The 22,428-nt window shown below is 46.3% G+C and carries 40 protein-coding genes and 1 pseudogene; 18 read left to right on the plus strand and 23 right to left on the minus strand.

Annotated elements, in window-relative coordinates; genetic code table 11:
- Positions 1–19: 19 nt before the first annotated feature.
- The 3 genes from FEK66_RS10355 to pfkB all read right to left on the minus strand — a co-directional run bounded on the left by FEK66_RS10355 (position 20) and on the right by pfkB (position 2,303).
- A complete protein-coding gene (locus FEK66_RS10355; protein WP_130208292.1) occupies positions 20–880 on the minus strand; it encodes a fructosamine kinase family protein in 861 nt (286 codons plus the stop codon).
- A gap of 104 nt (positions 881–984) precedes the next feature.
- Complete coding sequence (ghoS, locus tag FEK66_RS10360; protein WP_130218889.1) at positions 985–1,272, minus strand: type V toxin-antitoxin system endoribonuclease antitoxin GhoS; 288 nt, start codon at positions 1,270–1,272, stop codon at positions 985–987.
- A 101-nt stretch (positions 1,273–1,373) separates the two neighbouring features.
- Complete coding sequence (gene pfkB / locus FEK66_RS10365; RefSeq protein ID WP_135494151.1) at positions 1,374–2,303, minus strand: 6-phosphofructokinase II; 930 nt, start codon at positions 2,301–2,303, stop codon at positions 1,374–1,376.
- Between the two features lie 286 nt (positions 2,304–2,589).
- On the opposite strand from pfkB, the gene FEK66_RS10370 reads away from it, so the two are divergent.
- The gene (locus FEK66_RS10370) at positions 2,590–3,348 is read left to right on the plus strand and encodes a YdiY family protein (protein WP_130208288.1); all 759 of its coding nucleotides are present in this window, start codon (positions 2,590–2,592) and stop codon (positions 3,346–3,348) included.
- Between the two features lie 60 nt (positions 3,349–3,408).
- Here FEK66_RS10370 and yniD read toward each other — a convergent pair whose 3' ends face one another.
- Positions 3,409–3,516, minus strand: coding sequence for a small membrane protein YniD (gene yniD / locus FEK66_RS10375; RefSeq protein ID WP_064529152.1), 108 nt, complete (start codon positions 3,514–3,516; stop codon positions 3,409–3,411).
- 453 nt (positions 3,517–3,969) lie between these two features.
- Here yniD and FEK66_RS10380 point away from each other — a divergent pair, with 453 nt between their 5' ends.
- Positions 3,970–5,178 (plus strand): site-specific integrase, encoded by a 1,209-nt coding sequence (locus tag FEK66_RS10380; RefSeq protein ID WP_001196928.1) that lies wholly within the window; start codon positions 3,970–3,972, stop codon positions 5,176–5,178.
- Here FEK66_RS10380 and FEK66_RS10385 read toward each other — a convergent pair.
- From FEK66_RS10385 to FEK66_RS10480, 19 genes are all read right to left on the minus strand, one after another.
- A complete protein-coding gene (locus tag FEK66_RS10385; RefSeq protein ID WP_001354056.1) occupies positions 5,136–5,366 on the minus strand; it encodes a hypothetical protein in 231 nt (76 codons plus the stop codon). The genes FEK66_RS10380 and FEK66_RS10385 overlap by 43 nt on opposite strands.
- A 121-nt stretch (positions 5,367–5,487) precedes the next feature.
- Positions 5,488–5,832 (minus strand): hypothetical protein, encoded by a 345-nt coding sequence (locus FEK66_RS10390; RefSeq protein WP_001608296.1) that lies wholly within the window; start codon positions 5,830–5,832, stop codon positions 5,488–5,490.
- 64 nt (positions 5,833–5,896) lie between these two features.
- Positions 5,897–6,211: a hypothetical protein gene (locus tag FEK66_RS10395; RefSeq protein ID WP_130210875.1), complete on the minus strand. Its 315-nt coding sequence runs from the start codon at positions 6,209–6,211 to the stop codon at positions 5,897–5,899.
- A gap of 336 nt (positions 6,212–6,547) precedes the next feature.
- On the minus strand, positions 6,548–7,249 hold the full coding sequence (locus tag FEK66_RS10405) for a hypothetical protein (protein WP_130210873.1): 702 nt from the start codon (positions 7,247–7,249) through the stop codon (positions 6,548–6,550).
- Positions 7,250–7,521: 272 nt separating this feature from the next.
- On the minus strand, positions 7,522–7,680 hold the full coding sequence (locus FEK66_RS10410) for a DNA polymerase III subunit theta (RefSeq protein ID WP_105269881.1): 159 nt from the start codon (positions 7,678–7,680) through the stop codon (positions 7,522–7,524).
- A complete protein-coding gene (locus tag FEK66_RS10415) occupies positions 7,673–8,083 on the minus strand; it encodes a hypothetical protein (RefSeq protein ID WP_130236315.1) in 411 nt (136 codons plus the stop codon). The genes FEK66_RS10410 and FEK66_RS10415 overlap by 8 nt, the downstream gene beginning before the upstream one ends.
- Positions 8,080–8,244, minus strand: a complete 165-nt coding sequence (locus FEK66_RS10420; protein ID WP_130236314.1) for a DUF2737 family protein — start codon at positions 8,242–8,244, stop codon at positions 8,080–8,082. Before FEK66_RS10420 ends, FEK66_RS10415 begins: the two co-directional genes overlap by 4 nt.
- Positions 8,245–8,254: 10 nt before the next feature.
- Positions 8,255–8,548, minus strand: coding sequence for a phage anti-RecBCD protein (locus FEK66_RS10425; protein WP_135494004.1), 294 nt, complete (start codon positions 8,546–8,548; stop codon positions 8,255–8,257).
- A 13-nt stretch (positions 8,549–8,561) separates the two neighbouring features.
- Complete coding sequence (gene ssb / locus FEK66_RS10430) at positions 8,562–9,068, minus strand: single-stranded DNA-binding protein (protein ID WP_000168274.1); 507 nt, start codon at positions 9,066–9,068, stop codon at positions 8,562–8,564.
- Positions 9,069–9,776: a Rad52/Rad22 family DNA repair protein gene (locus tag FEK66_RS10435; RefSeq protein WP_000365280.1), complete on the minus strand. Its 708-nt coding sequence runs from the start codon at positions 9,774–9,776 to the stop codon at positions 9,069–9,071.
- A gap of 254 nt (positions 9,777–10,030) precedes the next feature.
- Positions 10,031–10,183, minus strand: coding sequence for a host cell division inhibitory peptide Kil (kil, locus tag FEK66_RS10440; protein ID WP_001243355.1), 153 nt, complete (start codon positions 10,181–10,183; stop codon positions 10,031–10,033).
- The gene (locus tag FEK66_RS26205; RefSeq protein WP_000972063.1) at positions 10,168–10,302 is read right to left on the minus strand and encodes a hypothetical protein; all 135 of its coding nucleotides are present in this window, start codon (positions 10,300–10,302) and stop codon (positions 10,168–10,170) included. Before FEK66_RS26205 ends, kil begins: the two co-directional genes overlap by 16 nt.
- A gap of 75 nt (positions 10,303–10,377) precedes the next feature.
- Positions 10,378–10,746, minus strand: a complete 369-nt coding sequence (locus FEK66_RS10450) for a DUF2528 family protein (RefSeq protein WP_000065355.1) — start codon at positions 10,744–10,746, stop codon at positions 10,378–10,380.
- A gap of 245 nt (positions 10,747–10,991) precedes the next feature.
- On the minus strand, positions 10,992–11,129 hold the full coding sequence (locus FEK66_RS10455; RefSeq protein ID WP_119120960.1) for an antirestriction Ral family protein: 138 nt from the start codon (positions 11,127–11,129) through the stop codon (positions 10,992–10,994).
- 128 nt (positions 11,130–11,257) lie between these two features.
- Positions 11,258–11,530: a hypothetical protein gene (locus tag FEK66_RS10460; protein WP_000088203.1), complete on the minus strand. Its 273-nt coding sequence runs from the start codon at positions 11,528–11,530 to the stop codon at positions 11,258–11,260.
- Positions 11,508–11,690 carry a hypothetical protein gene (locus FEK66_RS10465; RefSeq protein ID WP_000438343.1) on the minus strand — a complete coding sequence of 61 codons (183 nt, stop codon included), beginning with the start codon at positions 11,688–11,690 and terminating at the stop codon, positions 11,508–11,510. Before FEK66_RS10465 ends, FEK66_RS10460 begins: the two co-directional genes overlap by 23 nt.
- Positions 11,691–11,973: 283 nt before the next feature.
- A complete protein-coding gene (locus tag FEK66_RS10470; RefSeq protein ID WP_001081279.1) occupies positions 11,974–12,903 on the minus strand; it encodes a hypothetical protein in 930 nt (309 codons plus the stop codon).
- A complete protein-coding gene (locus FEK66_RS10475; protein WP_135494000.1) occupies positions 12,900–13,445 on the minus strand; it encodes a hypothetical protein in 546 nt (181 codons plus the stop codon). The genes FEK66_RS10470 and FEK66_RS10475 overlap by 4 nt, the downstream gene beginning before the upstream one ends.
- Before the next feature lie 119 nt (positions 13,446–13,564).
- Complete coding sequence (locus FEK66_RS10480; RefSeq protein ID WP_135493998.1) at positions 13,565–14,278, minus strand: LexA family transcriptional regulator; 714 nt, start codon at positions 14,276–14,278, stop codon at positions 13,565–13,567.
- Between the two features lie 100 nt (positions 14,279–14,378).
- On the opposite strand from FEK66_RS10480, the gene FEK66_RS10485 reads away from it, so the two are divergent.
- From FEK66_RS10485 to rrrD, 16 genes and pseudogenes are all read left to right on the plus strand, one after another.
- Entirely contained in the window at positions 14,379–14,579 is a 201-nt protein-coding gene (locus tag FEK66_RS10485) for a Cro/CI family transcriptional regulator (RefSeq protein WP_000437875.1), read from the plus strand.
- Between the two features lie 138 nt (positions 14,580–14,717).
- Entirely contained in the window at positions 14,718–15,014 is a 297-nt protein-coding gene (locus FEK66_RS10490) for a CII family transcriptional regulator (protein ID WP_135493996.1), read from the plus strand.
- 32 nt (positions 15,015–15,046) lie between these two features.
- A complete protein-coding gene (locus FEK66_RS25685; protein ID WP_000166961.1) occupies positions 15,047–15,208 on the plus strand; it encodes a hypothetical protein in 162 nt (53 codons plus the stop codon).
- Positions 15,195–16,016, plus strand: coding sequence for a replication protein (locus FEK66_RS10495; protein WP_000539350.1), 822 nt, complete (start codon positions 15,195–15,197; stop codon positions 16,014–16,016). The genes FEK66_RS25685 and FEK66_RS10495 overlap by 14 nt, the downstream gene beginning before the upstream one ends.
- Positions 16,013–17,389 (plus strand): replicative DNA helicase, encoded by a 1,377-nt coding sequence (locus FEK66_RS10500; RefSeq protein WP_135493994.1) that lies wholly within the window; start codon positions 16,013–16,015, stop codon positions 17,387–17,389. The genes FEK66_RS10495 and FEK66_RS10500 overlap by 4 nt, the downstream gene beginning before the upstream one ends.
- A 73-nt stretch (positions 17,390–17,462) precedes the next feature.
- Positions 17,463–17,903 (plus strand): recombination protein NinB, encoded by a 441-nt coding sequence (locus FEK66_RS10505; RefSeq protein ID WP_135493992.1) that lies wholly within the window; start codon positions 17,463–17,465, stop codon positions 17,901–17,903.
- On the plus strand, positions 17,900–18,772 hold the full coding sequence (locus FEK66_RS10510; protein ID WP_123057953.1) for a phosphoadenosine phosphosulfate reductase family protein: 873 nt from the start codon (positions 17,900–17,902) through the stop codon (positions 18,770–18,772). Before FEK66_RS10505 ends, FEK66_RS10510 begins: the two co-directional genes overlap by 4 nt.
- A complete protein-coding gene (gene ninD, locus FEK66_RS10515) occupies positions 18,772–18,942 on the plus strand; it encodes a protein NinD (protein ID WP_240782909.1) in 171 nt (56 codons plus the stop codon). The genes FEK66_RS10510 and ninD overlap by 1 nt, the downstream gene beginning before the upstream one ends.
- Positions 18,909–19,085, plus strand: a complete 177-nt coding sequence (locus FEK66_RS10520; RefSeq protein ID WP_000113770.1) for a NinE family protein — start codon at positions 18,909–18,911, stop codon at positions 19,083–19,085. Before ninD ends, FEK66_RS10520 begins: the two co-directional genes overlap by 34 nt.
- 2 nt (positions 19,086–19,087) lie before the next feature.
- Positions 19,088–19,447, plus strand: coding sequence for a phage protein NinX family protein (locus FEK66_RS10525; protein ID WP_087530461.1), 360 nt, complete (start codon positions 19,088–19,090; stop codon positions 19,445–19,447).
- Positions 19,447–19,623 carry a protein NinF gene (locus tag FEK66_RS10530; RefSeq protein ID WP_000950963.1) on the plus strand — a complete coding sequence of 59 codons (177 nt, stop codon included), beginning with the start codon at positions 19,447–19,449 and terminating at the stop codon, positions 19,621–19,623. Before FEK66_RS10525 ends, FEK66_RS10530 begins: the two co-directional genes overlap by 1 nt.
- The gene (locus FEK66_RS10535) at positions 19,616–20,227 is read left to right on the plus strand and encodes a recombination protein NinG (protein WP_105289088.1); all 612 of its coding nucleotides are present in this window, start codon (positions 19,616–19,618) and stop codon (positions 20,225–20,227) included. The genes FEK66_RS10530 and FEK66_RS10535 overlap by 8 nt, the downstream gene beginning before the upstream one ends.
- Positions 20,224–20,889 (plus strand): serine/threonine protein phosphatase, encoded by a 666-nt coding sequence (locus tag FEK66_RS10540; RefSeq protein ID WP_135493987.1) that lies wholly within the window; start codon positions 20,224–20,226, stop codon positions 20,887–20,889. The genes FEK66_RS10535 and FEK66_RS10540 overlap by 4 nt, the downstream gene beginning before the upstream one ends.
- Positions 20,886–21,509: an antitermination protein gene (locus FEK66_RS10545; RefSeq protein WP_001235461.1), complete on the plus strand. Its 624-nt coding sequence runs from the start codon at positions 20,886–20,888 to the stop codon at positions 21,507–21,509. Before FEK66_RS10540 ends, FEK66_RS10545 begins: the two co-directional genes overlap by 4 nt.
- Before the next feature lie 543 nt (positions 21,510–22,052).
- Entirely contained in the window at positions 22,053–22,268 is a 216-nt protein-coding gene (locus tag FEK66_RS10555) for a class II holin family protein (protein WP_000839574.1), read from the plus strand.
- Positions 22,268–22,428, plus strand: a pseudogene (gene rrrD, locus FEK66_RS10560) (lysozyme RrrD); the annotation flags it as partial. The gene FEK66_RS10555 and the pseudogene rrrD, both read left to right, overlap by 1 nt.

The following is a 22,428-nucleotide window of genomic DNA, read 5'->3' on the forward strand; positions in this document are numbered from 1 at the left end:
CCATTATCATCGACTCCCGTCACGCGGCTAACAATCTATCCAATGATTGTTGAGCAATAACCAGATGTTGACCACCAAACAACCTTGCACGGTTTAGCAAAGTGTAAAGCTGGTAAATCGGTTGGCGTTCGAGGAAATCGGTCGGTAGCGGTGACACTGATTGATAACCATCATAGATTTGCGGAGGCTGTTCGGTATGTAGTGGCAACATCGCCAGATCGCACTCTCTGTCGCCCCAGTAACAAGCAGGGTCGAAAATATACGGACCATTCGGACCTAGCGCACAATTCCCTGACCATAGATCGCCGTGTAACAGTGATGGTTGCGGCTGATGTGAGGCCAGGCGCTGCTGGATATGCTCGACGATGGCGTCGATATTGCCGAAGGCGATCCCTTTTTCTGCTGCCAGCTCCAGTTGCCAGCCAATCCGTTGTTCAGCAAAAAACGTTGACCAACGGCGTTGCCAGGTATTGGGTTGAGGGGTAGTAGAAAGGGCGTTATCGAAATCGAGGCCAAATTGTGGCTGGTCGCTCCATTGATGTAGATGCGCAATTTGCTGCCCTAAAATAAAGGCGTTATGTGCATCCAACGGCCGAGGAGGGAGATAATCCATCACTAGAAAACTGTAGTCACGGTCAGCGCCAACTGCCCACACCCGGGGTACGGTGACGGTTTTACTGCGAGACAATAACTCCAGTTGGTCGGCTTCGGCGGTAAAACCGGGAAGCAATTCTCTTTCATCACATTTGACGAAAAAGTCACGTCCTGCATAGCGCAAATGCCATGCGGCATGGACTTCCCCGCCAGGCAGTTCATTACGCAGTTCGATTTCGCCTTCACCTAACTGCTCGCTCAAAAGACGACTGATTACCTGCCACATGATGTCTCTCCCATGCTGTCTGCCAGATCATAAGGTTAGCGCAAGAATAAGGTGTAAAAACACGAGCTAACGCACACCACAGACTGATTATTGCCCAAAAATCTTTATTTGTTGCTATTCCATTCCTCCCAGGTTGTGATCCTTATCTCGGGGTCTTTGCCTGTAGCACTCTGGGCGAGTCCGGCAACGAGTTCTCTTATCTCATCTTCGTTTTGCGTACTGATAAGTCCAAAGGTATTCGTCCCGAGTTCATGGATATTCCCATCATCGTCTGTCATGGTCAGTGAAAAGCCATCGCGTGTCAGAAAGTTATTTAACTCATTAATTTCAGTTAATGTATCTTCATGCAACATGACGGTAATGACATAACGGACAAGATCGCCACCAGCCATAATTCACCTCTTTGTTATCACGTGATTTTTTAGCATAGTCGCAGAAACGCATTGCTGACAGGTTTGTGGTGATTCCCCCAACCGAGGGGGGAATGTCTCGATTAGCGGGAAAGGTAAGCGTAAATTTTTTGTGTATCTTCATGGGAGCACAGGCGTGTTCCTTGATTGAGTGTTGCGGCACTACCGGCAGCCACGCCAAAACGAACCATTTCATCAAGCGAGGCATTTTCTGCCAGCTTCAGCGTCATAGCCCCAACCATACTGTCGCCAGCACCGACGGTACTTTGGCTTTTTAGCGGCGGTGGCACAACCTGAATGCAGTTTTCGCTATCTACCCCCAACGCTCCTTGTGGACCAAGGGAAACGACGACCCGTTTGGCCTTACCACTATTAACAATTTCCTGCGCGGCTTTACGCACATCATCGGGTTGAGTGAGTTCGCGACCTACCAGTGCGCTGAGTTCTTTTTGGTTAGGTTTAACTAACTCGATATTGCCAATCGCCAGTGCTGCGCTTAAGGCTTCGCCGGAACTGTCGACGATGCAGCGTATTCCTTGTTTTTGCGCAGCAGAAATAAGCTGCGTTAACTTTTCCAGTTTCACGCCTGGTGGCAGGCTTCCACTAATAACCAGAATAGCCCCTGACTCGATTTCCAGAACTTGTTCTTCAAGTTGACGAAATTCATCTTCGCTTAAAGCTGCGCCGGGCATGACAAAGCGATACTGCTCACCGCTGGATTCCACATGTACATGCAGATTCTGGCGGGTCCAGTCCTTCGCTTCGACAGTGGCAACAGGGACATTTTCATCGGCCAGCAGAGCGACGAGATGTTCGCCGGTCGCGCCGCCGGCCGGGAATATAGCCGTCGCGCTCCCGCCCAGATGAACAATAGCGCGAGCGACATTAATACCGCCACCACCTGGTTCAAACACGGGGGCAGTACAGCGCAGTTTTCCTTCGGGGTAAATTTGCGGGGTAATTGTTGCGCTATCGAGAGAGGGCGCAAGTGTCAACGTATAGATACGTACCATCATTTCCTCCTATAGGCTGATTTCAGTCTGGCACTGAATCAGTGGAAAGTGAAGGAATTAACAATATGATTTATTAGATATTTATATAAAATTAATAAGGTAAAGATATATAAATAAATATCTGTTTTCGCAACGCGCTTATTCAAAAAATGAAATAAGAAGTCATTGCTAAGTTTTTCACTCCTTTTTATAATTTGTCACCTTTCCAGGGACGCTACTCTTTGATCCTTAAGAAAGTTTCCGGGACCGCGATGGTCTTTTTTTTTGTTGTACGGACTTTTAATAAATGAAGCTTTTGAAGACAGTTCCTGCCATCGTTATGTTGGCGGGGGGTATGTTTGCGTCTCTGACTGCAACTGCCGATGATTCCGTTTTTACTGTCATGGACGATCCTGCCAGCGCAAAAAAACCTTTCGAAGGTAATCTGAACGCAGGTTACCTTGCACAATCAGGCAACACGAAAAGTTCCTCTCTGACGGCTGATACCACTATGACCTGGTATGGGCAGACGACTGCTTGGTCGCTGTGGGGAAATGCCAGCAATACTTCTTCTAATGATGAGCGTTCTTCGGAAAAATATGCAGTAGGTGGTCGTAGCCGTTTTAATTTAACTGATTATGATTATCTGTTTGGTCAGGCAAGTTGGCTGACAGACCGTTATAACGGCTATCGGGAACGAGATGTATTGACTGCGGGTTATGGTCGCCAGTTTTTAAATGGCCCGGTACACAGCTTCCGCTTTGAATTCGGTCCTGGCGTGCGTTACGACAAATATACCGATAATGCCAGTGAAACGCAGCCGCTGGGGTATGCCTCCGGAGCTTATGCGTGGCAGTTGACCGACAACGCTAAATTTACCCAGGGTGTATCGGTTTTTGGTGCTGAAGACACTACGCTGAACTCGGAAAGTGCATTAAATGTTGCCATCAATGAACATTTCGGTCTGAAGGTGGCCTACAACGTTACATGGAACTCTGAACCGCCTGAGTCTGCGCCGGAACATACCGATCGCCGCACCACGTTATCGCTGGGCTACAGGATGTAATAATGTGCCGGGCCGTGTTCTGCGGTCTGGCTGCATTGTTTGTTGATAGCGCCTCACCGTTCAGCCCCAAATCATCGCTGCCCAGCGCAGCAACAGCATCGCGCCGCAAATAGACAGCAGGACGACCACCATCTTCCAGTGTTTTTTGTTGAAACGTTTTGTCGGCATGCGTTTTTCCAGGGGATTTCCAGTCTTCAATAATCGAGTGTAACAAAAGGGTCAGGTGTTGCCTGTATTGATTTATATCATATCAAACATGATGATTGTCGCTTTGCCCGATAACAATTACCGTGTAAACTGCCAAGCGGTATTATCAGAAAGTGGGTGTAGGTCTGGCATCGCCAATCAGCATGCTGTGACATATTTCGCAGAGTGAAGCGGGAATCAGCCCAAACCTTTTTGATAAATTTCATATGAATCTTTGTATGTGATCTTTCGTGTAAGTAACATCAGAGATTTCATTGCATTCACTCTTGTTTCTGCCTGTTTCATACATCCCGCGCCACACCTTGATTTTCTGGATTTATCTGTTTCAAATTAGTTCATCTCAATCGTTCTCGTGTCGTAAAATTTGTGTACCAAATTGTGTACCAATTTTGACGATGACGAACAGGTATTAGGATGGCACTCAACGATACAAAGCTGCGACGTATATCCGGAAAAGCATATGAGGGACCTGAGGAGATAGCTGACGGAGGCGGACTTTCTGTCAGGATCAGCCCGAAGGGACTTATCACCTTTCAATACCGCTATCGTTTCAATGGAAAACCCGCCAGGTTAAAGCTCGGAACGTACGGGAAGATGTCGCTTAAGGAAGCTCGCGATGCATTGGAGGAGTGTAAAGGGTGGTTGGAGAAGGGTAAAGACCCAGCCATGCAAAGGAAGAAAGCCAAAGATATTGCATCAAGTTCCCCAAGCATCAGTACCCTAGTTGACGAGTGGTTTGATACTCCTTCAGTAAAAGAGATGGTGAAGTACGAATACTGGAAGCGGATGCTGAAACTTCACATCACCGACAATTACGGTAAGCTGATTGCAGATGAAATGAGTCCTGTAGAGTGGGAGCAAATATTCATTCGCATAACAAAAGGTGGGTCACCCGTACAGGCGGGAAATGTACTGGTGAAGATGAAGCAAGTGATCCGCTATGCGTTACGCAGAAAACGCATAACATCAAATGCACTGATGCTTCTTGAGATTAATGATATCGGCAGTAGACCTAATAATGGCGAACGTTTTCTTAACGATGTTGAGATAGGCGCATTCTGGAATGCCATCGACAAAACGAAAATGTCGTGGCAAAACAAAATGTTTATTCGAATTGTTGCGTTAACTGGTTGTCGTGGTGTTGAATTGCGGTTGGCTAAGAAGACTGATTTTGATCTGAAGTCTAGAGAATGGACTATACCGAAAGAGAACTCAAAAACGCGTAAGCGATTTGTTCGCGGTATTTCAAAACTCGCAGCAGATTATTTGCAGCAGGTATTTGATCTATACCCTGATCTGTCAATCGTATTTCCTCCGGCTAAGTTACAGGAAAATCGCCCAATGTCTGCCAGCACCCTAATTTCTATTGCAGAACAGGTAGAAGATGTTATGGGGGGCGAGCACTGGTCATTGCACGATCTGCGCAGAACGTGCAAAACAAAAATGGCTGAACTTGGAGTAGCACCTCATGTTTCGGAGAAAATTCTCGGGCATAAGCTCACGGGGATGCTGGCTGTTTATGACCAGTATGACTACATCCCCGAGCAGCAGGACGCAGCAGAATTATGGGCTAAGAAAATTCAAGAGTGTTCGGAAATCAATCCTTTATCTTTGCAAAACTGAATAACTTCCTTGTAGCGAAAGAGGGCGCCGCCTTTCGGTGGGTGGATTTCTTCCACTTCCCGAGGGAATGGTGTCCCTGATTGCTCCCACTGTTTACGCTTCCGGTAAAAAGTAGTTCTGGAGATACCACCAAGCATCTCCTGAACACGCTCGCGGTTTATTAGAATCGGCTGAATATTGATTGTCATTTGTATGGCTTCTCCATAAAGAAATAAACCGTTCAGTGGCGGTTATTGTCGGTTGCGGTAGATCTGGCGATCTTGAGAAACTGTCAGGCCTCATCGAGTGTGAGGCTGTATGATTCCATAGTTAGTCCTTGCGTAGTTCTCTGATTCTTCTGTAAGTCTCTGGTGCTTTGTTTCCGTGTATCTTCATTTCAGACTTCAACAGAGCAACGAGAGAATCCCATTCGTTGAGGATGCCTTTGAATGCCGGAACGCGCTTTGCAACCTTGTCGAATGAATCTCTGATTTCTGGAATCTGCTCAACAAGTGCAACGCATCGTCGGAAATCGGCTGCGTCATGTGGAGCACCGAAGTGATGACCATAGATATTCTTTTTCAGTCCACATGCGATTGAGGCAAGAGTTGCGCTACTGATGCCGACATCGCCAGTCGTTTGCCATTTCAAAATCTTCATAGCCAAATCTGACATTTCTTGTCTCCAATAAAAAACCGCCATCAGGCGGCTTGGTGTTCTTTCAGTTCTTAAATTCGAATCAGCCTTTGGTCACCCAGCATTGTGAGTCACCATTACACGGGCATGAATTAACAGGAACTCTCTCGCCGCACTTACCGCAACGTTTTATGCTGATCGATTTTATACGCCAGCGCACAAGTGCATCATCTTGGCGGCTCAGTAACGCGATGTACTCACCAAACTCGTAAGGCGCACGCCTGAAGCGACGCGTGGCACAGTTACGCTCCAGCATTTCAATTTCCTGAGCATCAAGTACAAGCTCCAGCTTACGCATACCGGATGATGCTTGCTTGGCCCTCTGATCGGCTTTGCGCTCTGCTGCTGATTTAGCCATTCTGCTTTTCCTGCATCAGGAGAAAGACAATCATAGCGGCGCGGATGCTTCCGATATCTCTTTATGCGATAAGCACATACAAGCAGCGAACCATCAACTGGAGTGAGTGAGGAATCGACCACAAGCAACGCCCCTTGCAATATGCCTTCGCGGTAATGGCTGTCACCCGCGGAACAATTTATCTGCTGGCTGCATGAAAAGCCAGCAATACAACTTTTGCTGACTTTCCACCGTTAACGCGACACAACCTTTGTTCCTGAGCTTCACGTTGCAGAGCCGATAATCTCCGTCTCTTTAAATTAAAAAGACGGAGACTATTAAAAACTCATTAAAACATCAGGAAACAACAGATTCCCCGTAAAACGCTACAGCCTGTGCAGACTGGGAGTCCATATCATCATGGAGATCTCTGGAGTATGGGAGGGAGTTGACTGTCGATATAAATATACTGTCATTTTCTAAAGTGAAAATTTCTGATTCGAGACTACCAATATCACCACGTACAGGATTAGTCCACCCACTAAACAGTAAAAATCCCCATTCCTGAAAAAGCCCGGAATTCACTTCACGTTTTACATCATGAAACATTTCTCCCGTCAGTTCATCGAAAGGGACATTATTGATATCGCGTCGTGCCGGGACAGTCCCTTTTTTATCCTCAATCCAAAACAATGCATCGTAAAATCTGTCCGACGTTGCGGTACGAGGTTTAAAGAAGCGATAAGGTTTAATTAAATAAGATGACACATTTTTCCCTGTGGCTTTATCCTTCGCAAAAATAACAAATGTTTTACCAATGCAACTTTCATCAATATCATTTGAAAATGACACCACGCCGTCCTGATTTACAGTCAGCGAATTGTCTCCCGCATTGGTGACAACACTCCAGTCCAACGTATTATTATTGACAACATCATTGTCAACCACCATCTGAAATGTCGCGCCTGGAAATAATGTTTTCGGGAATGAACCATTAGCCATGTCTTTTTTTATATCGAACACATGGTGGCTCACTAGAACACCGGTAATTTTGGGCATAAAAAACTCCTTATTTGTTTAATTGAAATGCGATCAATAAATTCGATCACCAAAGAGATATTATTACTTTTACAAGAATAAATGTTGTTATTTGTTTATTATAAAACAATCATCACCCAGAAAAGAAAAAGATGCAGCTCGTTAACAAAAACCTTTGTGGCATATTAAGGTTGTGTCGCGTTAACGGTGGAAAGTCAGCAGATAAAATTGTTCTGTGGGTGACAATCCATCACCCTGAGGATGCTGATATTGCCCCTTGCGCATCATGTGGATTAATTCAACGCCGGCCAGTATCGTAGCCGTTCCATGAAATAGGTGTGCAAGTTCTCCGGTTGCTCACGGGCTACCTGTTCTGCAATTACCGGTATATTCATCCGCTCTTTGTAGGCAACGCCGCTGGCGGCCAGGTCAACGTTGAAGTGGTCAACCAAAACTGGCCACCGAGTTAGAGTTTTTCCAGTTGTCGCGTATATCAGATGCAAGCGACTGTTCGGATTTTGAGTTACATTTCTGTGCAAACATCTCCAATCCCTGCGCCCGGACTTCAGCCAAGAAAGCGTCGGTGGCTGGGGTTTCGCTGTGGTGCAGGGCATCATTGATAATCATCGCAGCTACTCCGGCCTGTCCTGCGTCCGTGACCGACACATGCTCAAGAGTTACGGCCATTGCGTTTTTCAGCCCAGCATTCTCCTCCGCCAGCGCCGCGCATTTAGCTTCAAGTTCACCGAACTTACGCACCAGATATTCAGCGTTTGTTTCGTTAACCTTTAAATCTCGTGGGATGCATTTACCTTTCAGAAATCCATCTATCTCAATTAGTGACATTTGTTTCATTTCTTCCCACTCCGCCACATCGCATTCAGATATTTGTTTTGACTCACTGAAGGAAAAGAATTTCGCTTAAGCAATTCCTCTCTCGATGGCATTGGCTTTACGCGTTGGCGAATAATCATTTCTGCCGGAAGAATGCCGGGATTGTATGCAAGTCCTCTCATGGTAAATTCCTCAGTCATTACTGATAGCGCTATAGCGTGAGCGGTAATTACGCAGGCGCGGGTCAATTTCAGGGAAGTGGGTATATGTGGCTTTGCGGAATGGTCGGATTGATGTCTGGTAAATTCGCTCGCGTTCTTCTTTCTCTGCAAGCCATATACAATGGCGAAATTCCTTTTCCTCTTTCGTTTCCTGCGGTAGCGACATTATCAGGTCGTAGTTTTTTCTGAATTTATCCAGCACCTCCAATACGGAATTGCCGGAACAGCGGCGCGCGTCGTCCGCACCATACAGAGGCGCTGGCATGGTTTTCTCCTGATTAAATTGCGTGAATAGCGTGACGAGGGAAGGGGAGAGTTACTGGTGCAAAGGGTATATCGTCGTCAAAATCCATCGGAGGTTCGTTGTGTTGTGCTGGGGATGATTGCTGCTGTGGCTTCTGTGATTGCCTGCTGGCTGCTTGTTGTTTGCTGTCGCCAATGCCGCCAAGCATTTGCATCACGCCATTAATTCCGACATGAACCTCGGTTGTGTAACGGTCTTGCCCTGACTGGTCTTTCCACTTTCTGGTTCTCAGCATTCCCTCGAAATAAATCTGATCACCTTTTTTCACATACTGCCCCACGACCTCAGCCAGTTTCCCGGATACAGCAACACGATGCCATTCAGTCAATTCCTTTTGCTCGCCAGTATTTTTATCTCGCCATTGTTCTGACGTGGCTATTGTCAGGTTAGCGAACGCTGTTCCTGATGGTGAGTATCGAACTTCCGGGTCTTGTCCTACCCGACCAAGGATAATCACCTTATTTACGCCTCTGCTTGCCATTTATGCCGCCTGTTTTAGTTCGTTAACTCTGATGTTCATTACCTGAACGCATTTAGCCTGCGCCTCCTCGTTGCCAGCCATTAATTGCCAGTCACGCTGATAACGCTCGATGAGTTTTTTCTTGTCAGTTTCTGTTGACGCATAATCGCTGAAGTCTTTCAGGATTTGTTCGCAGTCAACCGATGGAGATTTCTGGTTGGTATTTTCTGGTGATGGTTTGTTATCTGATGCTGGGATTGCCCATCCCGGCAGCGATGGAGGGAGCCAGTAAAATCCTGTTCCATCCTTCAGTTTTGCCCTGTGCCATCCCTGCTTTTTATCGAGAGATGTTTGTGCGAAACCTTCCTCAAGGTTATACAGATACCGACCGATTCCCCACTGAACGGCAGCACGCTTCATTGCACCGGAACGACCACCTTTGACGGCTTCTACCTGCGTGTTTTCAGCAGCATCCCATTTAGTTACCCATTCGGAATCAATCTTGATTGATATGCCGCATTCAACTCCGCCGTTGTTGGGAATATCGCGGTATTCATTGCGCCATCCTGCTTTGCCGCAAACATCGTCCAGGCGTTTCATGATTGCCCGGTTCGTGACATAAGCCAGCACCATAGCCCACACTTTGCCATCGCGTGTTTTACCGCTTTGCTGTATTCGCCATTCGATATCTTCAGGGCTGAATGGCTCATCGAATTTATTCAAATCCATAATTCACCTCAGAATGGACATGGCCCAATGAAATAACGCTGATTTAATACTTCGACTCGGGACAAATTAAGGCATACCCGCATTCCTTCGCGGTCGCCATTATGGCGATACCAGAGAGCTTTCTGCGTGTACATGCGTCTCTGTAACTTGCTCTCCTTCACTGTGGTTGCAAGTGACATGAATATCTCCTTCGTTACCGATTAATTCTTTCATCTGACGAATGAATTCTTCGTCTGACCAGTTATCTGTAAAACTCATTTCCTGCGATACCACGGAAGGTTGATAGCTGATTTCATCGCTTTATTTGCTTCAAGCCACATTTTTGAATCACCAATAAATCGGGCTATTACTGCCTTGTTCTGTGCAGCACGAAGCATCTGGTGATTAATGGCTATTTCATTGCGCATAACGCCTCCAGTTGTTTCTTTGCTGCTCTGATTAATTGTTTAACTCGGCGTGATAATTCAGATTCGTGCGGGTAGAAAGCGGACATGACGCCGCTACCCGCGAGCTGAAAGTGCATCATGGGTAACTCCTTATATTTGATTGCATAACGAAAATGCCTCTCGTGAAGCATTGTTGGTATGCGGTAAAGCCGCGCTCAGGCGGCTTTGATAGTCATATCATCTGAATCAAATATTCCTGATGTATCGATATCGGTAATTCTTATTCCTTCACTACCATCCATTGGAGGCCATCCTTCCTGACCATTTCCATCATCCCAGTCGAACTCACAAACAACACCATATGCATTTAAGTCTTTCGAAATTGCTATAAGCAGAGCATGTTGCGCCAGCATGATTAATACAGCATTTAATACAGCGCCGTGTTTATTGAGTCGGTATTCAGAGTCTGACCAGAAATTATTAATCTGGTGAAGTTTTTCCTCTGTCATTACGTCATGGTCGATTTCAATTTCTATTGATGCTTTCCAGTCGTAATCAATGATGTATTTTTTGATGTTTGACATCTATTCATATCCTCATAGATAAAAAATCGCCCTCACATTGGAGGGCAAAGAAGATTTCCAATAATCAGAACAAGTCGGCTCCTGTTTAGTTACGAGCGACATTGCTCCGTGTATTCACTCGTTGGAATGAATACACAGTGCTGTGTTTATTCTGTTGTTTATGCCAAAAATAAAGGCCACCATCAGGCAGCCTTGTTGTTCTGTTTACCAAGTTCTCTGGCAATCATTGCCGTCGTTCGTATTGCTCATTTATCGACATATTTCCCATCTTCCATTACAGGAAACATTTCTTCAGGCTTAACCATGCATTCCGATTGCAGCTTGCATCCATTGCATCGCTTGAATTGTCCACACCATTGATTCTTATCAATAGTCGTAGTCATAAGGGTAGTCCTGGTATTGTTCCATCACATCCTGCGGATGCTCTTCGAACTCTTCAAATTCTTCTTCCATATATCACCTCAAATAAGTGGTTTGCTGCCTAATTTCATTTTCTGGCGAACAGTGCAGGTTACCTCGCTGTCAGTTGTTTTGATTTCCGGTAGCCTGCCGCGTAAAGAGCTACGTTCGGAAGACAAGTTGAACCTTCATATTTTCTGGTCAACGTTGTCAGAGTTATAACTTCTGCTCTCATTGCTGGTTTGCGCTTGCATTGCAAGACCACTCGTGAAGGGGTTGGCCTGTGTAGCTTGTCGGAGCTGATCGCCTCCTGACTTTGCAGATTTGCGCGACGTGCTCTACGGCGAGAAGCTGCGGTGCCTTTAAATTCTGTTTTTCTGGACATAGATTCCTCCCGAATAAACTTTGGCGATGCAATCTCGAAGCTCCTCCTGAGACGGTTGCTTCGGCATTGCATCCCACAGCTTATGTGGTTGGGTGATCTGGCTTTTCAGCCACGTAGTCGAGAGTCGACGTTGTTTAAAGAGCCTGCCAGTCTGTTCCATTTGGCTTCCAGCGTCCTGCTGATGTGTTTAGTATCACCGCTGGAGGTATTTTCGTCAACACCGCTAGAGATAAAATATTACCGCAAATGGTTATGTGCATGTTTTTACTATTGATTTATTTTTTAAAGTTTTGCAGAGCTAGTCTGGATGTGTAGGAGCTGAATTGCGCAATGTGATAAGTGTGATTTATATTTATTCAATAAATACAATTCGTTAGGTGTGTTTTTGACGGGGTGATGGTAAAAGAAAACCCGGCGCGGAGGCCGGGTTGAAGGGGCTCATTCTAATCGATAGATTTAATATCCCATTGAGGTCGAGAAACCAGAGTGTATCTGGGTTTGCCCTTACCAACAGTTTTTTTCAGGAACGTGGCTGTTGCAACGCTTCCTAAGTGCTTGTTTATAATATCTGGGTCATCTACAGCTTTGTCAATGCTAGCGGTTCTGATATCAGTGTTACCTAAAACTATAAATTCACATTGGCGCTTGTTAGGAAGAGTTCCCAAAAATATAACGTTCTCAATAATTTTTTCCTGCTGAATATTATCATTGCTGAGATGTTGATATACAGCTTCAAGCTGTTTTGGCTCTCTAAAAACGATGCTAAAACCTTGGCTTTTAAGTGTAAAAACTGTTTTATTTTCATGCAGATAATGAATGAACGCTCTGATTTTATCTAAGGCCCGAGAGTCTAAGTTTTCTATAGCATCAGACAATTCTTCATCATCATTATCCAAGCTTGCCTGAAATATTTTTCTGGCCTTATTAATAGCTTTTGCTACTGGGGTTTCTTCATCGAATTCAAGAGGAGCATCAGGTCTAAACTCTTCAAGTACGAATCCGAAAGAACCACGGGCTGACGCGGTAATCATGAGATGATTATTTTCTATGTTTGGTATCTTGCCTGATGCAGGAAGTGGGCCATTGAAAGAGGTTGCCAAGTAAGCTATTGCATCATTAAAACAAGATATAGCTTTTGTTCCAAATACTGCTGAAATGCCATGCGTGCCAACTACTGTTGGGCCTCTAAAAGTTAACACAGCATGCGTAGGTTCATGTTCTCGAACGTCAGCTTGTGAAATTAATCGCTCAACTTTCTCCAGACGGTCTTCTAAGCTTTTTCGGCTAATAGAATGACTTGTTGGCATATTTTTTAATAGATTACTTATTTGCTCGCGCTCACTGAGAGCGAAAACATAATCATTACGATTCATTGTTTGACCCCCTCAGTAGCAGCCGAATTAAGTATAGTCATTGCCACAACATCAAGTTGTGGGTTTAACGGGATTTGGATAAATCCCTTCCACGACAGATCGCGTCTATGTGCCCACATACTGTACCAATATACAGTCATTTCAACAAGCTCATGACTTGGTAGATTAAGTTCTTGGAAGTAGGAATCTACGAAAAACTCCTTCTTAACAAAATCATGATCAAATAGCTCTGGCTTTCTACCGATTACGATTGCATCATTATCGCCATTACTGAATTGAAAAAAGGTCACAACATCGACATCATTCGGTGGCCTTTTTTCAATAAGTTCAATATGTTCTGTGAAGCTTCCATCTACCCACTGAAAACCTTCAACCAGCCCTGCTTGAGTGAGTGAAACACGAAAATTAAGAAAACCCTTAAGGATTTTAATCCTTGCAGGGCTAAGCGAAAAAGTACTAACAAAGCGTACTATATCCATTTTGTATGGGGAACGAGTATGGCTTGTAGGATCAGCCTCGTCTATTGGGGGGATTAACCCCATCTCATTCCATAGAGAGACAGTTGGTATACTCAATGCTTAACCTTTATAACGAACTGAATATTCGGCAAAATATTTTTTTTAGGTATTGGCTGCTGTGCTTGTCGGACGTTTATTTCGTGTCACCCAAACGTCTCTTCAGGCCATTGACTGGCGATAACCCTTCCCACAACGACACAGCTCTCATTGCATGGAATTATCGGAAACTGTGGGTTCAATGGTTGTAAAAATATCTGTCCACTGTCTTTTATCAATTTCTTGAATGTAAATTCATCACCGCCAAGTCGAGCTATGCAGAAATCACCTGGTTCAACAGCCTGTTCAGGGTCAACCAAAATTAACATCCCATCAGGGAAGCTGGGTTTAGAACCAGCCGGGGCCGTCATAGAATTGCCTTCAACCTCAAGCCAGAATGCAGAGTCACTGGCTTTTTTGGTTGTGCTTACCCATCTCTCCGCATCTCCTTTGGTAAAGGCTCTAAGTTCTGGAGAGAACATACCGGCCTGAACGTGAGAAAAAACAGGGTACTCATACTCACTTCTAAGTGACGGCTGCATACTAACCGCTTCATACATCTCGTAAATTTCTTTGGCGATTGAAGGGCTAAACTCTTCAACGCTAACGTTGAGTATTTTTGCAAGCAATGCGGCGTTAGAAGCATTTAATGCATTGATGCCATTAAATAAAGCACCAACACCTGATTGCCCCATCCCCATCTTGTCTGCAACAGATTCCTGAGATAAGCCAAGTTCATTTTTCTTTTTTTCATAAATGGCTTTAAGGCGACGTGCGTCCTCAAGCTGCTCTCGTGTTAACGGTTTCTTTTTTGCGCTCATACGTTAAATCTATCACCGCAGGGGATAAATATCTAACACCGCAGATGTTGACTCTTTTACCTCTGGCGGTGATAATGACTGTATGTACTAAGGAGGTTGTATGGAACAACGCATAACCCTGAAAGATTATGCAATGCGCTTTGGTCAAACCAAGACGGCTAAAGATCTTGGCGTGTATCAAAGTGCGATCAACAAGGCCATTCATGCAGGCCGAAAGATTTTTTTAACTATAAACGCTGATGGAAGCGTTTATGCGGAAGAAGTAAAACCCTTCCCGAGTAACAAAAAAACAACAGCATAAGTAACCCCGCTCTTTGTAACAACGGACATTCGTCCTACGTCGCTGAAAAGCGAGTCCCAAGATATCTGACCAACTAAGGCCATATGCGTTTCAACGCATACCTTTCAACTAACTATTCACTATTGGAAATCTTAAGAAATGGAACGAACAAGTTACAGCAAACTATCACAGCGCGACGTTGATCGCGCAGAAACAGATTTACTCATCAACCTGTCAACGCTTACACAGCGCGGTCTGGCAAAGATGATTGGCTGTCATGAATCGAAGATAAGCAGAACGGACTGGAGATTTATTGCTTCGGTCTTGTGTGCTTTCGGAATGGCATCAGACATCAGTCCGATTAGCAGGGCTTTTAAGTATGCGCTTGATGGAATCACAAAGAAAAAATCCCCGGTGGCCGCCGGGGACTCTAAGCAAATTGATATGAAATTCTGAGGGAATTACTGGATCAATCCACAGGAGTAATTATGACAAAACGTCGTAAGAAATACCAGGAAAAAGAAGAGATTCGACACCCTGATTCACCTGAGGGATTAGTGGTAGCCGCAGCAAATAACAGGGCGTTCGCAGAGCGCCTTGTTGGTGTTTACAGACTAGCCAAAGCAGGAGTGAAACATGGGCGTCGTTAAGTTAGCTGATTACAGGCCTCAACTGGAGGTCGTGGAGCATCGCGTGGCAGATACCGAAGATGGTTTCATGCGCGTTGCTAACGAGATTACCGACAGTCTGCTGATGGCTGATTTAACCGTCCGGCAGTTGAAGGTGATGCTCGCTATCATGCGCAAGACATACGGATTCAATAAGCCGATGGATCGACTCACAAATACGCAGATAGCAGCCATGACAGGTATTCATCACACTCATGTTTGCGCTGCCAAGCGCCAGCTTATTGAGCGTAAATTCCTCATTGCTGATGGCGTGAAAATAGGAGTGAACAAGGTGGTTTCTCAGTGGATTAGCCAGGACAGCTTAACATTAGCTAAAACAGCTAATAAAACATTAGCCGAGTCGGCTAATGGGTATAAGCCAAGTCAGCTAAACACAAAAGACAATATACAAAAGACAATAAATACAAATACCCCCTTACCCCCTAACGGGGGCGGCGATGGGCAGGTTAAACCTGAACGTCGCAAGGCAGAACGAATCGACTACGAATCCTTCCTGAACGCCTACAACACCGAAGTCGGTGACAGACTTCCACACGCTGTTGCGGTCAACGAGAAACGAAAACGCCGCCTGAAGAAAATCATCCCACAACTGAAAACGCCAAACGTAGACGGTTTCAGAGCGTATGTCAGGGCGTTTGTGCATCAGGCCAAGCCGTTTTACTTCGGAGACAACGACACGGGCTGGACGGCTGATTTTGATTACCTGTTGAGGGAAGACTCGTTAACGGGAGTTCGGGAAGGGAAGTTTGCAGACAGGGGGATTGCATGAGACAGGATATCGAAGCGAGCGTTATCGGTGGCCTGCTGATTGGTGGATTAACTCCAACCGCCAGTGACGTTCTGGCAACGCTTGAGCCGGAAGCGTTTTCAATTCCGCTCTACCGGAAAGCCTTCGAGGTTATCCGCAAGCAGGCGAGAAACAGAAACCTAATCGACGCGCTGATGGTTGCTGAGGAATGCGGAGAGGAGCATTTCACGTCAATCCTGATGACCAGCAAAAACTGCCCGAGTGCCGCAAACCTGAAGGGATATGCCGGAATGGTCGCGGATAACTATCACCGCCGTCTGGTGCTGGAAATCATGGATGAAATGCGTGAACCAATTCAGAGCGGAACCATCGACGCATCGAGTCAGGCGATGGATGAACTTGTAAAGCGTCTTTCAGCCATCAGAAAGCCCCGTGACGAGGTTAAACCGGTGCGGTTAGGGGAAATCATCACTGACTACACTGACACGCTTGACAGGCGTCTGAGGAACGGAGAAGAGTCAGATACCCTGAAGACCGGAATCGAAGAACTTGATGCCATCACCGGAGGGATGAACGCAGAAGACCTGGTGATAATCGCTGCTCGTCCTGGTATGGGGAAAACCGAACTGGCGCTGAAGATTGCCGAAGGCGTTGCAAGCCGCGTTATTCCTGGTTCTGACGTCCGGCGCGGAGTGTTGATTTTCTCGATGGAAATGAGCGCATTGCAGATTGCAGAGCGAAGCATCGCCAACGCCGGGAGGATGTCGGTTAGCGTGCTGCGAAATCCTGCATCGATGGATGACGAAGGCTGGGCGCGCGTTGCTAACGGCATGAGTCAGCTTGCAGATTTGGATGTATGGGTGGTCGATGCCTCGCGGTTATCGGTCGAAGAAATACGCTCAATCGCAGAACGGCACAAACAGGAAAATCCAAACCTGTCACTAATCATGGTGGATTATCTTGGCCTGATTGAGAAGCCGAAAGCAGACCGCAACGACCTCGCAATTGCTCACATCTCAGGAAGCCTTAAGGCGATGGCGAAAGACCTGAAAACGCCTGTTATCTCCCTGAGTCAGCTTTCGCGCGATGTTGAGAAGCGACCAAACAAACGCCCGACAAACGCAGATTTGCGTGATTCAGGAAGCATTGAACAGGACGCAGACTCAATCATCATGCTCTATCGGGAAGCAGTATATGACGAGAACAGTAGCGCCGCGCCATTTGCTGAAATCATCGTGACGAAAAACCGTTTTGGCTCACTTGGTACGGTTTACCAGCGGTTCTGCAACGGACACTTTGTTGCATGTGACCAGGATGAAGCCAGACAGATTTGCACAGCATCAAATGCACCTGCTGCACGTGGCAGACGATATGCACAAGGGGCTGACGTATGACCATCTACATCACTGAGCTAATAACAGGCCTGCTGGTAATCGCAGGCCTTTTTATTTGGGGGAGAGGGAAGTCATGAAAAAACTGACCTTTGAAATTCGATCTCCAGCACATCAGCAAAACGCTATTCACGCAGTACAGCAAATCCTTCCAGACCCAACCAAACCAATCGTAGTAACCATTCAGGAACGTAACCGCAGCTTAGACCAAAATCGGAAACTTTGGGCTTGCCTTGGTGACGTCTCGCGTCAGGTTGAATGGCATGGTCGCTGGCTGGATACAGAAAGCTGGAAGTGCGTTTTTACAGCAGCATTAAAGCAGCAGGACGTTGTTCCTAACCTTGCCGGGAATGGCTTTGTGGTAATAGGCCAGTCAACCAGCAGGATGCGTGTAAGCGAATTTGCGGAGCTATTAGAGCTTATACAGGCATTTGGTACAGAGCGTGGCGTTAAGTGGTCAGACGAAGCGCGACTGGCTCTGGAGTGGAAAGCAAGATGGGGAGACAGGGCTGCATGATAAATGTCGTTAGTTTCTCCGGTGGCAGGACGTCAGCATATTTGCTCTGGCTAATGGAGCAAAAGCGACAGGCAGGTGAAGACGTGCATTACGTTTTCATGGATACAGGTTGTGAACATCCAATGACATATCGGTTTGTCAGGGAAGTTGTGAAGTTCTGGGATATACCGCTCACCGTATTGCAGGTTGATATCAATCCAGAGCCTGGACAGCCAAATGGTTATACGGTATGGGAACCAAAGGATATTCAGACGAAAATGCCTGTTCTGAAGCCATTTATCGATATGGTAAAGAAATATGGCACTCCATACGTCGGCGGCGCGTTCTGCACTGACAGATTAAAACTCGTTCCCTTCACCAAATACTGTGATGACCATTTCGGGCGAGGGAATTACACCACGTGGATTGGAATCAGAGCTGATGAACCGAAGCGGCTAAAGCCAAAGCCTGGAATCAGATATCTTGCTGAACTGTCAGACTTTGAGAAGGAAGATATCCTCGCATGGTGGAAGCAACAACCATTCGATTTGCAAATACCGGAACATCTCGGTAACTGCATATTCTGCATTAAAAAATCAACGCAAAAAATCGGACTTGCCTGCAAAGATGAGGAGGGATTGCAGCGTGTTTTTAATGAGGTCATCACGGGATCGCATGTGCGTGACGGACATCGGGAAACACCAAAGGAGATTATGTACCGAGGAAGAATGTCGCTGGATGGTATCGCGAAAATGTATTCAGAAAATGATTATCAAGCCCTGTATCAGGACATGGTACGAGCTAAAAGATTCGATACCGGCTCTTGTTCTGAGTCATGCGAAATATTTGGAGGGCAGCTTTATTTCGACTTCGGGAGGGAAGCTGCATGATGCGATGTTATCGGTGCGGTGAATGCAAAGACGATAACCGCTTCCGACCAAATCAACCTTACTGGAATCGATGGTGTCTCCGGTGTGAAAGAACACCAACAGGGGTGTTACCACTACCGCAGGAAAAGGAGGACGTGTGGCGAGACAGCGACGAAGTATCACCGACATAATCTGCGAAAACTGCAAATACCTTCCAACGAAACGCTCCAGAAATAAACGCAAGCCAATCCCAAAAGAATCTGACGTAAAAACCTTCAATTACACGGCTCACCTGTGGGATATCCGGTGGCTTAGAGAACGCGCGAGGAAATGACAATGGATTATTCACAGTTAAGTGATTTTGAAATTAACGTGGCGGTATTCGAATCCATTCATAACGGATCACCGGATTACAAAGAAGGTGAGAATGGCGATATGGTGTTTGTCTCATTTGAGGGAGACATTGTAAACGGAGACGCAGTTGAAGTAGAAGTTGAGCGCGGATCATTTAACCCATGCGTAAACCCAGCAGACGCATGGCCGATTATTGAAAAATACAGGATTAGCATTATCAATCTCGATGAAGACGAGTGGGGTGCACGCGGTGTGGCCTACTGTAAATCTAAGCGAGCTATACATGAAAATCCCCTCCGCGCCGCCATGATTGTCTTTCTCATGATGCAGAGAATCCAATAATGCTTAGCCCATCCCAATCCCTTCAATACCAGAAAGAAAGCGTCGAGCGGGCTTTAACGTGCGCTAACTGCGGTCAGAAGCTGCATGTGCTTGAAGTTCACGTGTGTGAGCACTGCTGCGCAGAACTGATGAGCGATCCGAATAGCTCAATGTACGAGGAAGAAGACGATGGCTAAACCAGCGCGAAGACGATGTAAAAACGATGAATGTCGGAAATGGTTTCACCCTGCATTCGCTAATCAGTGGTGGTGCTCTCCAGAGTGTGGAACAAAGATAGCACTCGAACGACGAAGCAAAGAACGCGAAAAAGCGGAAAAAGCAGCAGAGAAGAAACGACGACGAGAGGAGCAGAAACAGAAAGATAAACTTAAGATTCGAAAACTCGCCTTAAAGCCCCGCAGTTACTGGATTAAACAAGCCCAACAAGCCGTAAACGCCTTCATCAGAGAAAGAGACCGCGACTTACCATGTATCTCGTGCGGAACGCTCACGTCTGCTCAGTGGGATGCCGGACATTACCGGACAACTGCTGCGGCACCTCAACTCCGATTTGATGAACGCAATATTCACAAGCAATGCGTGGTGTGCAACCAGCACAAAAGCGGAAATCTCGTTCCGTATCGCGTCGAACTGATTAATCGCATCGGGCAGGAAGCAGTAGACGAAATCGAATCAAACCATAACCGCCATCGCTGGACTGTCGAAGAGTGCAGGGCCATCAAGGCGGAGTATCAGCAGAAACTTAAAAATCTGCGAAACAGCAGAAGTGAGGCAGCATGAATATCTACGAAAGAATTGATGGCAGCAAATACCGAAATATTTGGGTAGCTGGCGACCTGCACGGATGCTACACGAACCTGATGAACAAACTGGATACGATTGGATTCGACACCAAAAAAGACCTGCTTATCTCGGTTGGCGATTTGGTTGATCGTGGTGCAGAGAACGTTGAATGCCTGGAATTAATCACATTCCCCTGGTTCAGAGCTGTACGTGGAAACCATGAGCACATGATGATTGATGGCTTATCAGAGCGTGGAAACGTCAATCACTGGCTGCTTAATGGCGGTGGCTGGTTCTTTAATCTCGATTACGACAAAGAAATTCTGGCTAAAGCTCTTGCCCATAAAGCAGAAGAACTTCCGTTAATCATCGAACTGGTGAGCAAAGATAAAAAATATGTCATCTGCCACGCCGATTATCCTTGTGATGAATACGAGTTCGGAAAGCCAGTTGATCATCAGCAGGTAATCTGGAACCGCGAACGAATCAGCAACTCACAAGACGGGATCGTGAAAGAAATTAAAGGCGCGGACACGTTTATCTTTGGTCATACGCCAGCAGTGAAACCACTCAAATTTGCCAACCAGATGTATATCGATACTGGGGCAGTGTTCTGCGGAAATCTCACATTGATTCAGGTACAGGGAGAAGGCGCATGAGACTCGAAAGCGTAGCTAAATTTCATTCGCCAAAAAGCCCGATGATGAGCGACTCACCACGGGCTACGGCTTCTGACTCTCTTTCCGGTACTGATGTGATGGCTGCTATGGGGATGGCGCAATCACAAGCCGGATTCGGAATGGCTGCATTCTGCGGTAAGCATGAACTCAGCCAGAACGACAAACAAAAGGCTATCAACTATCTGATGCAATTTGCACACAAGGTATCGGGGAAATACCGTGGTGTGGCAAAGCTTGAAGGAAATACTAAGGCAAAGGTACTGCAAGTGCTCGCAACATTCGCTTATGCGGATTATTGCCGTAGTGCCGCGACGCCGGGCGCAAGATGCAGAGATTGCCACGGTACAGGCCGTGCGGTTGATATAGCCAAAACAGAGCAGTGGGGGAGAGTTGTTGAGAAAGAGTGCGGAAGATGCAAAGGTGTCGGCTATTCAAGAATGCCAGCAAGCGCCGCATATCGCGCTGTAACGATGCTAATCCCAAACCTTACTCAACCCACCTGGTCACGCACTGTTAAGCCGCTGTATGACGCTCTGGTGGTGCAATGCCACAAAGAAGAGTCAATCGCAGACAACATTTTGAATGCGGTCACACGTTAGCAGCATGATTGCCACGGATAGCAACATATTAACGGCATGATATTGACTTTTTGAATAAAGTTGGGTAAATTTGACCCAACGATGGGTTAATTCGCTCGTTGTGGTAGTGAGATAAAAAGAGGCGGCGCTTACTACCGATTCCGCCTAGTTGGTCACTTCGACGTATCGTCTGGAACTCCAACCATCGCAGGCTGAGAGGTCTGCAAAATGCAATCCCGAAACAGTTCGCAGGTAATAGTTAGAGCCTGCATAACGGTTTCGGGATTTTTTATATCTGTGCAACAGGTAAGAGCATTCTCCTTTATGGGGCTTGGTTTAAATGCATTGAGTGCTCTTTCCGTTGTGCTGAATTAAGCGAATGCCGGAAGCAGAACCGGATCACCAAATGCGTACAGGCGTCATCGCCGCCCAGTAACAGCACAACCCAAACTGAGCCGTAGCCACTGGCTATCCTGAACTCATCAGTGATAGTTACGCTGCGGCCTTCTTTCCTCCCTTCCCAATATAAGAACTACGCAATCCGTTACTTGCGGAGGCGTTGCTATGAAATCAATGGACAAAATCTCAACTGGCATTGCCTACGGAACATCCGCTGGTAGTGCGGGATACTGGTTTTTGCAGTGGTTGGATCAGGTCAGTCCATCACAGTGGGCTGCGATTGGAGTGCTTGGAAGCCTTGTGTTGGGCTTTCTCACCTATCTGACAAATCTGTACTTCAAAATCAGAGAAGACAGAAGAAAGGCTGCGAGAGGTGAATAATGCCTCCATCATTACGAAAAGCCGTTGCTGCGGCTATTGGTGGCGGGGCTATTGCTATAGCATCTGTGTTAATCACTGGCCCAAGTGGTAACGATGGTCTGGAAGGCGTCAGCTACATACCATATAAAGATATCGTTGGTGTATGGACTGTATGTTACGG

The organism is Escherichia sp. E1130 (assembly GCF_005781065.1).
In the GTDB taxonomy this organism is placed as follows: domain Bacteria; phylum Pseudomonadota; class Gammaproteobacteria; order Enterobacterales; family Enterobacteriaceae; genus Escherichia.